The following is a 13,348-nucleotide window of genomic DNA, read 5'->3' on the forward strand; positions in this document are numbered from 1 at the left end:
CAGAATGTCCCGTGGCAATTTTCCTGTCGATCCGCTTTCCCGCCGTGACATGCTGCGCCTTTGCTGCGCGGCAAGCGCCTCACTTTGCCTGCCAAATCCACTCGCCCTGGCGCGGACGGACGATCTTGCGGAAAGGCTGCGTGAGGCGACGCGCAAGGGGGCGGCGGTGTCGCTCCCCGCGGGCGAGATCACACTCGCCGGGCTCGATCTGCCGGACGGCGCCATCCTGCAAGGCGTTCCCGGCCGCACCGTGTTGAAGCTCTCGGGCCTCGGCCCGCTGCTCTCCGCCAGCATGGCGCGAAAGATCACGCTGGAAAACCTCATCTTCGACGGCGCCGGCGGCGTCACGCCGAAGGACAAGGGGCTACTCGACTTCTCCGATGTGGTCGATCTTTCGATCCGCGGTTGCGTTATCCGCCGCTCCTCGGCGCGCGGCGTCATGCTGGCCCGCTGCGGCGGCGTTTTTGCGCAGAATGAAATCGCGGATGTCGCCGACGCCGGCGTTTATTCGCGGGACGGCCTCGGCGTCGATTTCGATAACAACCATATTCGTCGTTGCGGAGACAACGGCCTCGTCATTCACGCCACTTCCGTGGGCCGCTACGACGGCTCGCGCGTCCGCAACACTGTCGTCGAGGATGTCGAGAACCGCTCAGGCGGCAACGGCCCTTATGGCAATGGCGTCCTCGTCTGGGGCGCGGGGGCAATCCGCGTCGAGCGCAACCGCATCTATCGCTGCGCCTATAGCGCCGTGCGTAACAACGCCGGCCACGGCGTGGACGTCATCGGCAACGACTGCAAGGGCTTCCGAGAAAAGGCGATGTATGCCGAGTTCGGCGCGAAGAATTCGGTGTTCCGCGACAATCGCATCGAGGACGCCGGCGCCGGCATCGCCGTCGCCAACGCCGATCAGGGCACGGATGGCGCGATCGTCTCGGGAAATACGATCATCTCTATGCGGGAGAGCCATCCCGACCCCGAGTTTGGGCCGCAGATGCTGTGGCTCACCGGCATTCTCGCCGAGAAGAACGTCGACATCACGGGCAACAAGATCGTCGGCCCCGGATGGATCGGCATTGCGTTGGGCGGCTGGCGCGAAAATCTGCGCGCCGAGGCCAATGACATTTCCGGCGTCGACTACGGCATCGTGCTCGCAACCGGCGAGGGCGCCGGCGACGCCACGGTCGCGCACAACCGGATCAGCGCGAAAAAGGCGACGGTGATTGCGTCCGCGGGGATGAACTTTCTGCCGGGCGATTTGACGAAATCAGGCGCGAAAAAATACCCGCGCCTCATCGTGCGGGACAACGAGACGGGCTGACGCCAACGCGCAATGGAGGAGTGTCATTCCGGTCATTGCGAGCGAAGCGAAGCAATCAAGAGCCGCTATAGCTGCCCTGGATTGCTTCGTCGCTTACGCTCCTCGCGATGACGGCGTCGCGCGTGGGGATTTGACAGAGTCCCGCGTTTTACGCGATCATCACCCGTGCAGCGGCCTTCTCGTCGCCGAGCAGCTCCAGCGCTTTCGCCACCATCGCCTTGCTGTCGAGCATGGCGCGGGCGAGCATCATCTCGTGCTTGTCGTGGTCGATATAGGCGTCGGGCAGCGTCATGCTGCGGAACTTGAAGGCGCCGCGCGCGCCGTCGAGCAGGCCGTCGTCCGAGAGCGCCTGGAAGACCTGCGAGCCGAAGCCGCCGATGGAGCCTTCCTCGATCGCGATCAGCACTTCGTGATTGGCGGCGAGGCGACGGATGAGGTCGCGGTCGACCGGCTTGGCGAAGCGCGCGTCGGCGACCGTCGTCGAAATCCCGTAATTCTCCAGCTCCTCGGCCGCCTTCAGCGCGTCGGCGAGGCGGGTGCCGAGCGAGAGCAGCGCGACCTTGGAGCCCTCGCGGACAATGCGGCCCTTGCCGATCTCGAGAATCTCGCCGCGCTCCGGCAGTTCGACGCCGACGCCCTCGCCGCGCGGATAGCGGAAGGCGATCGGGCCTTCCTCATAGGCGACGGCGGTCGAGACCATATGCATCAGCTCGGATTCGTCGGCGGCGGCCATCACCACCATGCCCGGCAGGCAGCCGAGATAGGCGATGTCGAAAGCGCCCGCATGGGTCGGACCGTCGGCGCCCACGAGCCCGGCGCGGTCGATCGCGAAGCGCACCGGCAGATGCTGGATGGCGACGTCATGCACGACCTGATCGTAGCCGCGCTGCAGGAAGGTCGAATAAAGCGCGCAGAAGGGCTTATAGCCCTCGCAGGCCAAACCCGCCGCGAAGGTCACCGCATGCTGCTCGGCGATGGCGACGTCGAAGGTGCGGGTGGGGAAATGCTTGGCGAAAACATCGAGGCCAGTGCCCGTCGGCATGGCGGCGGTGACGGCGACGATCTTCTCGTCGTGCTCGGCCTCGGCGATCAGCGCCTTGGCGAAGACGCCCGTATAGGAGGGGGCGTTGGCCTTGGGCTTATATTGCTTGCCGGTCTCGACGTCGAATTTGACGACGCCGTGATATTTGTCCTCGGCGGCCTCGGCCGGGGCGTAGCCTTTGCCCTTCTGCGTGACGACATGAACCAGCACGGGGCCGTCGTCCTTGTCGCGGACATTCATCAGCACGGGCAGGAGATGGTCGAGATTATGCCCGTCGATCGGCCCAACATAATAGAAGCCGAGCTCCTCGAACATGGTGCCGCCGGTGATGAAGCTGCGCGAGAATTCCTCGGCCTTGCGCGCCTTGTCATAGATGAAGCGCGGCAGATGCGAGGCGAGCTGCTTGGCGGCGTCGCGGATCGAGCGATAGGCACCGCCCGAGACGAGGCGCGCGAGATAGGCCGACATGGCGCCGGTCGGAGGCGCGATGGACATGTCGTTATCGTTGAGGATGACGATGAGGCGCGAATCCAGCGCGCCGGCGTTGTTCAAGGCCTCATAGGCCATGCCCGCCGACATGGAGCTGTCGCCGATGATCGCCACGACGTGATTGTCGCCATGCGCGAGGTCGCGCGCGACGGCCATGCCGAGGCCGGCGGAGATGGACGTCGAGGAATGGCCGGCGCCGAAAGCGTCATATTCGCTCTCCGCGCGCTTGGTGAAGCCCGAAAGGCCGCCGCCCATGCGCAGCGTGCGGATGCGGTCGCGGCGCCCGGTGAGGATCTTGTGCGGATAGGTCTGGTGACCGACATCCCAGATGATGCGGTCGTCCGGCGTGTTGAAGACGTAATGCAACGCCACCGTCAGCTCGACGACGCCGAGACCCGCGCCCAGATGCCCGCCCGTGACCGAGACGGCGTCGATCGTCTCCCGCCGCAGCTCGTCGGCAACCTGCCTCAGCTGATTAGGCTGCAGCTTGCGCAATTCCTGCGGGGTCGGAATCTGATCGAGCAGGGGGGTCTTCGATGTCGTCAAAGGGTCGCTCTCGTCTGGGATGTCCGAGTTTCTGTAATTTCTAGGCATATCCGCTAAGCCATGGCGCAGCAAATGCGCCGCGGCGCCTGGGGACAGATTCTCATCAGACTGTTGCCCCGGCGCAACGCCTTCCCCGGCGTCGGGCCGGAGTCAGTTGGAAATCAATATCTATCGGCTTCGAACAACGTGAAGCCGGAGGGCGCCGGCTCGGCCGGCCGGGCGCGCTGGACCGGCCGGGGGCGGAGAAGGCGCTCGTCATCGGCGCGCTCAGCCCTGGGCGCGCGACCCGCCATCCGGGTTCCGCCGACGATATCGATCGTCGCCCCCTGCTGCTCCACCCATTCGAAGAGCTTCTGGGCGTTCGCCACGGACAGGCGGACGCAGCCATGCGAACGCGGGCTGCCCAGCCCACGCTCGAAACTGCCGTGGATGGCGAGGCCTCGCGGCGAAAAGAAGATGGCGTACGGCATTGGCGCCTGGTCATATTCGTCGGAGAAGTGATCGGCCTCCATGCGCATGACAGCGTAATGCCCGGTCGGCGTCTCGTAGCCCTGTCGGCCGCTGGATATTTTCCATACAACGGTCTCGCCGCCGCGCTCCGCCGTCAGGCGCTGCGTGGCGAGATCGATTGAAATGCGCACGGTCGCGAAGGCTGGCGCGGCGGCCAGCAGCGTCGCCGTCAGGAGAAAGAGACGAACCATTTTCATGAAGAAAACCTAATCACGCCGGGCTGTCCCCGTAAAGGCGTCAGGCTGGATAGGATGAACGCCCTGGCGCCGGGCTTGAACCTCACGTCTCCAGCACGGCGGGCCAGGGCTGATCGTATCGCATTCAGACGCCCCACCGCTTCAAAATGGGTCAGCTCCGGAGATTGTCGAAGATGCTCGCGCCATTCCTGAACACGAAAGGGACCGCATTCGGCATGGCCGAGCTCGGGCGCTCCGGCGGGCGCGCGTCTAGCCAGCGCCTCCCGCGCCTCGTGGGCGGGAAGGATTTCGCCGCGCCGAACGCGACCCTTCAGGTTGCGGAATTGTCGCTCGAAGAGATGGACGCGATCGCGTCCGAGTGGCGTGATCTCGCCCGGCGGGCCTTGGAGCCGAACGCCTTTTACGAGCCGGGCTTCGCCCTCTCCGCCGCGCGGCATCTCCCTGCAGCCGAACGCCCCCGCTTCATCGTCTTGCGCAATGGCGCGGGCCGGCTGATGGGCCTCTTCCCGATCGTCGCGCCGAGCCCGCTGTTCGGCGACGGTCTGATCCGTCTGTGGCTGCACAAGCAGGCGGCGCTCGCGACGCCGCTTGTCGACCGCGATCAGGCGTCCGAGACGATCGAGGCCTTCCTCGCCTGGGTCGAGATCGAGGATAAATCCGCCGGCGTCGTATTCTCGCGGATGCCGACCAACGGTCATTTCCACCAGGCCCTGCAGCGGGCCGTCGCCGCCGCAGGCCGCGCCGTCGACGTTCTCGACTCTTACGAACGCGCCGCGCTCCTGCCGGGCGGCGACGCCGACGCGCTCGGTGCCCGCGCGGGCTCGAAGAAGAAGCTCGCGGAAATCCGCCGCCAGGCTCGCCGCCTCGGCGAGATGGGCCGCGTCACCTTCGAAACCCATGAAAGCGACGCGGAGATCAAAGCGGCGGCGGAAGAATTTCTGGCGCTCGAAGCCGCCGGCTGGAAAGCTGGGCGCGGGGCGTTTCTCTCGCAGCCGGCTCTCGCCACTTTCCTGCGCAGCGCGACGCGCCTGCTCGCGCGCGAAAAGGGCTGCAAGATCCAGTCGCTGCGGTTGGACGGACGCCCGATCGCCATGGCAGTCGTGCTGGAGAGCCAGGGCCGCAGCTATTTGTGGAAGATCGCTTTCGACGAGTCCCTGCGCGCGCAGGCGCCCGGCGTTCAGCTCGTCTATGCGCACACCAAGGCGGCGCTCGACCGCGGCGATCTCGATTATGTGGACAGCTGCGCCATCGCCAATCATCCGATGATCGACCGCATCTGGCCGGATCGCATCGGCGTCTGCGACGTCGCGGTGTCGCTGCGGACTCGCGGCAACGGCGCTTTCCTTTCGAGCTGCCGTCGCGCCAACGCCCGCCGGCAGGCGCGGGAGCTAGCCAAGCGCATGGCCAACCGGCTGCTGAAACGCAAAGTGAGCTGAGCACGACGGGCCGCGAGCCGTGGCGGCGCTCTCGCCTTTTCGGTCCGGATGGGTATAGTGCCGGCGACCTCGCCAAACGCCGGACTTGACGCCTGTGACGATCCGCCGAACCCACCTGCTCCTTCTCCTCGCCGCTCTTGCCGCAGCCGGCCTCTCGGCCTGCGGCCGGCGCGGTCCGCTCGAGCTGCCGCCCGAGATTCAGGCTCAGGGCGCGGCGCTGAAGGCGCAGCAGGCCGCCGCGCTGGCGAAAAACGCGCCCAAGCCCGCTCCGGGGCAGGCGGCTCCGGAATCGCCGCCGCCGCCGATCCCCGGCACGATCGGCAACCGGCCGCCCGAACAATATCCCTTCCCTCTCGACCCGCTGCTCTGACGCAATGCATCATTTCGATTACCGCAACGGCGCGCTCTTCGCCGAAGACGTCGCCGTGTCCGAGCTCGCGAGCGAAGTCGGGACGCCCTTCTACTGCTATTCAGCGGCGACAATCCGCCGGCACTTCCGGGTCTTCTCGCAGGCTTTCACGGGGCTCGACGCCCTCGTCTGCTATGCGATGAAGGCCAATTCCAATCAGGCCGTGCTACGCCTCCTCGCCAAGGAAGGCGCCGGCATGGACGTGGTCTCGGGTGGCGAGCTTGCCCGCGCCCTGGCGGCTGGGGTTCCGGGCTCGAAGATCACCTTCTCGGGCGTCGGCAAGACCGACGACGAGATTGCGGCGGCGCTCGACGCCGGCATCTTGTGCTTCAACGTCGAATCCGAGCCGGAGCTCGAGGCCATTTCGCGCATCGCCTCGGCCAGGGGCTGCGCGGCGCCCGTGTCTCTACGCGTCAATCCAGACGTGGATGCTCGTACCCACAAGAAGATTTCGACCGGCAAATCCGAGAATAAATTCGGCGTGCCGCTGTCGCATGCGCGCGAGGTCTACGCCCGCGCCGCGAAGCTGCCGGGCATAAAGATCACCGGCGCCGATATGCATATCGGCTCGCAGCTCACCGACCTCGAGCCTTTCGACGAGGCCTTCTCGCTGCTCGCGGAGCTGGTGCGCGACCTGCGCGCCGATGGCCATGAAATCTCCCATGTCGATCTCGGCGGCGGGCTCGGCATTCCCTATCACGAGGGCGACGATCCGCAATCCTACCATCCGGAGCGTTACGCCGAGATCGTGCGTCGGCATTTCGGCGGGCTCGGCTGCAAGCTCGTCTTCGAGCCCGGACGCCTCATCGTCGGCAACGCCGGCGTGCTGATCACCCGCGTGATCTACGTGAAGCAAGGCGAGGCCAAGACCTTCGTCATCGTCGACGCCGGCATGAATGATCTCGTGCGGCCGACGCTCTATGACGCGCACCACGATTTGATGCCGGTGCGCGAGCCGTCGGATCGCGCCGAAATCGTCGCCGACGTCGTCGGCCCGGTCTGCGAGACGGGCGACTATCTGGCGCTGGGCCGAAAAATGCCGGAAGCCGAACCCGGCGAGCTGATCGCCGTGCTGACCTCCGGCGCCTATGGCGCGGTGCAGGCAGGGACATACAACACCCGGCCCTTGATCCCGGAGGTGCTAGTCGACGGCGCGCGCTACGCCGTGATCCGCCCGCGCCCGACCGTCGCCGAGCTTATTGCGCTGGATCGCGTGCCGGACTGGCTGTAACGGCGGCATCGATCCAGTCCATCGTCTTTTCCAATGCGCCGGGGCTCGACAAGGCGAGATGGCTGACTCCCGGCAAGGCCATCAACCGCTTGGGCTCCCCTGCCCGCTCGAACAGCCGCCGTGCGTTGGCGGCCGGGGTGATGGCGTCGTTTTCGCCGACGATCATCAACACCGGCGCGCGCACTTTGCCGATCGCCTCATCGGCGCGGAAGGTGTCCTCTAGGACGAGGCTCACCGGGAAGATCGGGAAGCGCGACTGCGCCACGGCGAGGACCGAGTCATAGGGCGAATCCAGCACCAGCGCCGCCGCGCCATGGCGGGCGGCGAGCATGGTCGCGACGCCCGTGCCGAGCGACTCGCCCATCACCACGATGCGCTCGGGCTTAAAGCCACGATTGAGCGCTTCCGTATAGGCCGCCTCCGCGTCGCGCATGAGGCCCGCTTCCGATGGCTCGCCAGTCGATCCGCCATAGCCGCGCCAAGAGATCGCCAGCAGGCCGTAGCCATGGCGCGTCAATGTATCGAAGCGCTTCTTGCGATCGGCCAGGGGACCCGCGTTGCCCTGAAAATAGAGAATGAGCGGAAAGCGCGCGTCTTTCGGGGCGCGATGCCAGGCTTCGAGCGTCTCCCCGTCCTCGGTCTTGAGCCGTAGCGTCTCGACATCTGAGAGCCCCGCTTGCACGGGCGTCACCAGGAGCGCATGCCGAGGATAGATCATGGCGCGCTGCTGGACGGCGAGGCCGGTGAATGAGAGAAGATAAATCGTTGTGACGCTAGCGAGCGTTATCTTGAGCCATTTCACGGCGCTGTCTCTCCCAAAGCCGTCATTGCGAGCGAAGCGAAGCAATCCAGAGCAGCGATGGGGCTCTGGATTGCTTCGCTTCGCTCGCAATGACGGGAGTCCGGTCAAAGCCGCAACGGCCCCTTCTTCTCCCGATACTCGCGATACCAGTCGACGAGCGCCCTCACCCCCTCCTCCACCGAAGTCTGCGGACGGTATCCCGTGAGCCGCTCAAGGAGATCGGCGGAGGCGAAGGTGCGCGGCACGTCGCCCTTCTGCATCTCGAGATAATTGCGGATCGCCTTTTTGCCTGCCGCTTTTTCCAGCGTGTCGATAAAGTCGAGCAAAGGCGCCGGCGCGCCGCGGCCGATGTTCACGATGCGATAGGGCGCCTGCGGCGAGACCGAGTCGTCGCCCGAGCCGCGCTCTGGAACGCAATCCATCAGCCGCGCAACCGCCTCGACGAGATCCTCCACATAAGTGAAGTCGCGCGACATATTGCCGTGATTATAGATGTCGATAGGCCGGCCGCTTTCGATCGCCTCGAGGAATTTCAACGGCGCCATGTCGGGCCGGCCCCAAGGGCCATAGACCGTGAAGAAGCGGAACATGGTCGTCGGGATCGACCACAGATGCGCATAAGAATGCGCCATCGCCTCGCCCGCCTTTTTGCTTGCAGCGTATAGCGTCAGCGGATGGTCGGTTTTGTCGTCCTCGCGGAAGGGCACGGTCGGGCTCGCGCCATAGACCGAGCTTGTCGAGGCGATGAGGAGATGGCGCGGCTTCAACATGCGCGCGATCTCCAGCACGTTGAAGGTCCCGACCAGATTGGACTCGACGTAAGCGCGCGGATTTTCGAGGCTGTAGCGCACGCCCGCTTGCGCCGCGAGATGGATGATGACGTCGGGGGCGCTGCGCTCGGCGGCCTGCGTCAGCGCCGCCATATCCTCGAGCATCGCGACCGTGTCGCGAAAGCCTTCTTCGCGCGCCAGAATTTCGCGCCGCGCCTCCTTCAGGCGTGGATCGTAATAGGGCGTCATGCCGTCGAAGCCGTCGACCGTGTGGCCCTGCGCCAGCAGCCGCCGCGCGAGGTGGAAGCCGATGAAGCCGGAAGTGCCGGTGATGAAAACGCGCATCGCTTAGCCTGGCTCTGGGCGGACAGATCGCCGCCGCGCCGTCTTGGGCAATCGCCTTGCCCCTGTCAACGCGCGCCTTGGCGCGTTAGGCTGCGACGAAGATGCGGAGCGAGACGATGGACGCCCCAAACCACCCGCTCTTGTTGCGGGTCCTGCATTGGATCAACGCCTTCGCGGTGATCGTGATGATCCTGTCCGGCTGGCGGATCTATGACGCCTCGCCACTCTATGGCTTCCTGTTCCCGGTCGACTTCACGCTCGGCGGCTGGCTCGCCGGGGCGCTGGCCTGGCACTTCGCGGCGATGTGGTTACTCGCAGCCAATCTCCTCGCCTATCTGCTTTATGGAATCGCAACCGGTCGTTTCCTGCGTCTTTTCCTGCCGCCGTGGCCGGGCGCGATCTGGCGTGACGCGCGCAGTGTCGTGACGGGCCGCATGACGCATGTTCACGGCCGCTACAACGCGGCGCAACGCGCGGCTTACGTCTTCGCGATTCTCGCAACCATCGTCGCAATCCTCTCCGGGCTCGCCTTGTGGAAGCCCGTGCAATTGCAGGAGCTGACCGCGCTCATGGGCGGCTTCGAGACAGCGCGGCGCGTGCATTTCTTCGCCATGGCGGCGCTGGTTTGCTTCCTTCTCGCCCATATCTCACTGGCGCTTTCGAATAAAAGCGCTCTGAAAGCCATGACGATCGGAAGCAAGGAGCGGGCGCAGTGAAACGCAAAATCTCCCTTGCTGATTTCCGCCCGCAACTCGAACGCGTCGAACGCCGGCTTTTCCTGAAGCAAAGCCTCTCTCTCGGCGCGCTGACCATGCTTTCCGGCTGCACGCTGAAAGACGAAGACGCTGTCGACCGCCTGCTCTTCGCCATGTCGCGCTTCAACGACGCCGCGCAGGCGGCGCTCTTCAACCCAGGCAAGCTCGCGCCTGTCTATTCCGAGGCCGAGATCACGACGCCTTTTCCCTTCAACGCCTATTACGAAGAGGGGCTCGCGCCGGTGATCGACGGCGAGCGCTATCGCTTGCTGCTGTCGGGGCTCATCGAAAACAAGCGCCCCTGGTCGTTGCAAGAACTGCGCGACCTGCCGCAGGTCTCGCAGATCACGCGCCACGTCTGTGTCGAAGGCTGGAGCGCCATCGGCAAATGGGGCGGCGTTCCGTTCCGAGTGTTCCTCGAACGCATCGGCGCAGATATGACTGCGCGCTATGTCGGCTTCCGCTGCGCCGATAATTATTCGACGAGCATCGACATGCCAAGCGCGCTGCATCCGCAGACGCTGCTCGCTTTGGATTTTCCTGGCCGACCGGGAGAGACCAAATACGGCTTCCCCGTGAAGATCCGCATTCCGACCAAGCTCGGTTTCAAAAATCCCAAATTCGTCACCGAGATCTTTATCACGAATGACAATCCCGGCGGTTACTGGGAAGACAAGGGCTACAACTGGTTCAGCGGGTCGTAACTGTCATCCCTAGAGCGGTTTCTTGTCTGACTGAATCGAAGGGGATTCACGAATCGGCTCCGGTCTACTTCTTCGCCGCAGGGGGGCGTGAGCCCTCGTTGAAAAGAAACCGCTCTAAGATGGAACGCCCCGTTGCCGCGGCGCTTTATTAACCTCATTGTCCCTGCAGTGTTTCCGCGATTGAGAGCCAGCCTTTCCCGGGGTTGTTCATCCCTAGTAGTTGCCCCATTCAACGCCTTTTTCGGGCGTGGACGAACAACCTACCCCAAGTGCTGCAGGGGTTAGATTTCAGCCGACTCGTAGCTCGTGACTTCCATGCCGACGCAAACTTCGACGATTACCGGGCTCGACCACGTCATGACGATCTCCTTCTCATTGGGCCCTGGATCAGGCCCTTGAGAAAGATAACAACGCGCGCTGCTTCGTTCAGCCTGAAAATTTGCCAACGGACCATTCCAAACCTTCCCGACGAAGCTTGCCCCTTTGAAGCATCAGCCCTACTCCCGATCAGGCTCCTCTTCGTCGCGGATCGGCAGCGAGACGAACACCCGCGTGCCGCCGGCTGCGCGCCGCTCCACTTTCATCCTGCCGCCCAACCCCTGCACGCGCTCGCGCATGCCGAGCAGGCCCATTCCCGAACGATGCTCCGCCGCGAGGCCGATCCCATCGTCCTCGACAATGACAATCAATGTCGGCGCATCCTCGGTTTCGCTTTCGCCCCGGTCGCCGAACCTATCCCACCCGAACTCGAGAGTGACCTGCGCCCAATTCGCATTAGCGTGCCGGAAGACGTTGGTTACGCTCTCCTGAACGACTCTATACGCCGTGAAGGCCGTCGTCTCGTCGAGGGATGACAAATCATAAGGGGAGGACAACCGAAGCTCGACCTCCGGATGGCCCGCAGACCAGGATGCAAAAAGATTTTTGAGGGCCGCCTCGAGCCCAAGTTCAGATAGACCCTTTGGCCTCAAGCGTCCGAGCAGGCCCCGGAACAAAGACTGAAGCGCTTCGCTCGCCCTGTCCATGATCGCGCTGAGCTGCCGTAATCGCACGGGATCCGGCGGAGATTGCGCGACAACCTCTTGTAGAGAAGCCGCCGCCGCGCGGATCGAAAACAAACATGGTCCCGCCTCGTCGTGGAGATCTCGGGCGATTTCCTTACGCTCGCTGTCCCCAATCTCGATAATTTCGTTTACGAGATCGCGGTTTTCCTGCCGCATGCGGTCAAGCGTCGTCGCCAGCGAATTGAGCGCGTTCGAAATGTTGCGAAACTCGGAGGCGCCGCGCGGCGCGATCCGAATGCCGCTCTTCCCAGCCTCGAGGTCTGCGAGGCCAGCCTGCAGCGCTCCGAACGGCGTGAGCGAAAAGCGAATGAGCAGCAGCAAGAGTATGACAATCGCGAGCGTCACCACGAGGCTAATCGATGCCAGCCACGTCATGTCGGACCAAATTTCTTCCAGCTCATCAAGCGGATTGGAGACAATCGCCACGCTGCCGTAATCACGCGCGTTGACACGGATGGGCACGAGGATGACTCGTGGCGAGGGAACGCCGACGAGCTTGACGAACCATGTCGGCGGATCGTCGTCTGAGGCGTGGTCCGCCATCGACCATTGCGTCGGCGGCGCTTCGCCTCGTTCGAGTATCTTGATGTCGACATGGCGTAGGGCGCCAAGATTTGCATAAAGTCTGCGCAGAACGAGCGTCGGGTTCTCGTCATCGGGAAGACTTGCAATTGATGTCAGGACGAATTCCCGAACAAGACGGAGATTACTTCCCGCCTCTGCACGAATACGCGGCCCCGCGTGCATCGATTGAATCGTGAGATTGATCAGCAGCGTTGCAAGAAGGACGAAACCGATAAGCCAGCTCAACCCGACTTTCAGTGAGATCATTAGTCGTCGCCTTGAAAGAACGGCCTCGAAAAGGCCACAAGACGATTGACACCGCGCTCGGTTTTTCACAACAAAGATTAAGGTCCACAAGAAGAAAAAAATATCATGCGGGTTTTGATCGTCGACGACCATCCGATGGTGATCGAGGGCTGCCGTGGCATGCTCGCCGGCCAAAAAGACATCGAGGTGTTCGAGGCCCACAACGCCGACGAGGCGCTGGAGAAATACGCGTCGGGAGCTCCGGACGTCATCGTTCTCGACATCAACCTTCCCGGCGTCTCCGGCTTCGAGCTGCTACGCCTCCTGCTGAAGCGCAATCCCAACGCGAAAGTGATCGTCTTCACCATGAACGACGATCCCGTCTTCGCAGCGCGCGCGATCGAACGCGGCGCAAAGGGCTATCTGGCCAAAAGCGAGGATCCGAAAGTCTTCGTCAAAGCGATCCGATCCGTCGAGGCGGGCGAACGCTATCTGTCGGGCAATCTGGCGCTGAAGCTCGCATTCGCCGATCAGAGCCTGACCAAAAATCCGCTCGACGCGCTCAACAGCCGTGAGATCGAAATCCTGCGCAACCTGGCCAATGGCAAGGACATGACCGAGATCGCGCATATTTTGAAGGTCTCTTATAAAACGGTCGCGAATAATTGCATCTTGCTGAAGCGCAAGCTCGGCGCACGATCGAAGGCCGACCTTTTGCGCATCGCGGTTGAAAACAAAGTTGCGATGAAATTGGTTTGAAACGAGATCCGCTTGATTGGTTCGGTGTCATTCCCGACGCTCGCGAAGCGAGCGATCGGGAATCCAGAGCAAAACCAACGCTCTTGTGGCTCTGGATTCCCGGTCGGGCTTTCAGCCCGCCGGGAATGACAAGTCCCCAATGCCAGCTGTTCAAACGG

Annotated in this window: 13 protein-coding genes; 7 read left to right on the forward strand and 6 right to left on the reverse strand. The window is 63.6% G+C overall.

What is annotated here, in order from left to right:
- Window positions 1-4 precede the first annotated feature (4 nt).
- The gene (locus OGR47_RS17885) at window positions 5-1,321 is read left to right on the forward strand and encodes a TIGR03808 family TAT-translocated repetitive protein (RefSeq protein ID WP_246729759.1); all 1,317 of its coding nucleotides are present in this window, start codon (window positions 5-7) and stop codon (window positions 1,319-1,321) included.
- Window positions 1,322-1,469: 148 nt separating this feature from the next.
- Here the strand turns inward: OGR47_RS17885 and dxs are convergent, their stop codons facing one another.
- Both dxs and OGR47_RS17895 read right to left on the reverse strand, forming a co-directional pair.
- On the reverse strand, window positions 1,470-3,398 hold the full coding sequence (dxs, locus tag OGR47_RS17890; RefSeq protein ID WP_165054089.1) for a 1-deoxy-D-xylulose-5-phosphate synthase: 1,929 nt from the start codon (window positions 3,396-3,398) through the stop codon (window positions 1,470-1,472).
- Window positions 3,399-3,559: 161 nt separating this feature from the next.
- Window positions 3,560-4,105, reverse strand: a complete 546-nt coding sequence (locus tag OGR47_RS17895) for a L,D-transpeptidase (RefSeq protein ID WP_165054088.1) — start codon at window positions 4,103-4,105, stop codon at window positions 3,560-3,562.
- Window positions 4,106-4,278: 173 nt separating this feature from the next.
- Between OGR47_RS17895 and OGR47_RS17900 the strand changes: the two genes are divergently transcribed.
- The 3 genes from OGR47_RS17900 to lysA all read left to right on the forward strand — a co-directional run bounded on the left by OGR47_RS17900 (window position 4,279) and on the right by lysA (window position 7,181).
- Window positions 4,279-5,541 carry a GNAT family N-acetyltransferase gene (locus OGR47_RS17900; RefSeq protein ID WP_165054087.1) on the forward strand — a complete coding sequence of 421 codons (1,263 nt, stop codon included), beginning with the start codon at window positions 4,279-4,281 and terminating at the stop codon, window positions 5,539-5,541.
- A gap of 94 nt (window positions 5,542-5,635) precedes the next feature.
- The gene (gene lptM / locus OGR47_RS17905; protein ID WP_253948127.1) at window positions 5,636-5,911 is read left to right on the forward strand and encodes an LPS translocon maturation chaperone LptM; all 276 of its coding nucleotides are present in this window, start codon (window positions 5,636-5,638) and stop codon (window positions 5,909-5,911) included.
- A 4-nt stretch (window positions 5,912-5,915) separates the two neighbouring features.
- Window positions 5,916-7,181: a diaminopimelate decarboxylase gene (gene lysA, locus OGR47_RS17910; RefSeq protein ID WP_165054086.1), complete on the forward strand. Its 1,266-nt coding sequence runs from the start codon at window positions 5,916-5,918 to the stop codon at window positions 7,179-7,181.
- Here lysA and OGR47_RS17915 read toward each other — a convergent pair.
- Together OGR47_RS17915 and OGR47_RS17920 are read right to left on the reverse strand one after the other, a co-directional pair.
- The gene (locus OGR47_RS17915; RefSeq protein WP_165054083.1) at window positions 7,147-7,983 is read right to left on the reverse strand and encodes an alpha/beta hydrolase; all 837 of its coding nucleotides are present in this window, start codon (window positions 7,981-7,983) and stop codon (window positions 7,147-7,149) included. The two genes, lysA and OGR47_RS17915, sit on opposite strands and share 35 nt — an antisense overlap.
- A 104-nt stretch (window positions 7,984-8,087) precedes the next feature.
- Entirely contained in the window at window positions 8,088-9,098 is a 1,011-nt protein-coding gene (locus tag OGR47_RS17920; RefSeq protein ID WP_165054080.1) for an SDR family NAD(P)-dependent oxidoreductase, read from the reverse strand.
- 116 nt (window positions 9,099-9,214) lie between these two features.
- Here OGR47_RS17920 and OGR47_RS17925 point away from each other — a divergent pair, with 116 nt between their 5' ends.
- Together OGR47_RS17925 and OGR47_RS17930 are read left to right on the forward strand one after the other, a co-directional pair.
- Entirely contained in the window at window positions 9,215-9,814 is a 600-nt protein-coding gene (locus tag OGR47_RS17925) for a cytochrome b/b6 domain-containing protein (protein WP_246729757.1), read from the forward strand.
- A complete protein-coding gene (locus OGR47_RS17930) occupies window positions 9,811-10,557 on the forward strand; it encodes a molybdopterin-dependent oxidoreductase (RefSeq protein WP_165054073.1) in 747 nt (248 codons plus the stop codon). The genes OGR47_RS17925 and OGR47_RS17930 overlap by 4 nt, the downstream gene beginning before the upstream one ends.
- Window positions 10,558-10,838: 281 nt before the next feature.
- Here OGR47_RS17930 and pqqA read toward each other — a convergent pair whose 3' ends face one another.
- On the reverse strand, window positions 10,839-10,916 hold the full coding sequence (gene pqqA, locus OGR47_RS21950; RefSeq protein ID WP_165054276.1) for a pyrroloquinoline quinone precursor peptide PqqA: 78 nt from the start codon (window positions 10,914-10,916) through the stop codon (window positions 10,839-10,841).
- A 138-nt stretch (window positions 10,917-11,054) separates the two neighbouring features.
- Window positions 11,055-12,452 (reverse strand): histidine kinase, encoded by a 1,398-nt coding sequence (locus tag OGR47_RS17935; RefSeq protein WP_165054070.1) that lies wholly within the window; start codon window positions 12,450-12,452, stop codon window positions 11,055-11,057.
- A gap of 105 nt (window positions 12,453-12,557) precedes the next feature.
- Here OGR47_RS17935 and OGR47_RS17940 point away from each other — a divergent pair, with 105 nt between their 5' ends.
- Window positions 12,558-13,190 (forward strand): response regulator transcription factor, encoded by a 633-nt coding sequence (locus OGR47_RS17940; protein WP_165054067.1) that lies wholly within the window; start codon window positions 12,558-12,560, stop codon window positions 13,188-13,190.
- Window positions 13,191-13,348 lie beyond the last annotated feature (158 nt).

The sequence above is a fragment of the Methylocystis sp. MJC1 genome (assembly GCF_026427715.1).
In the GTDB taxonomy this organism is placed as follows: domain Bacteria; phylum Pseudomonadota; class Alphaproteobacteria; order Rhizobiales; family Beijerinckiaceae; genus Methylocystis.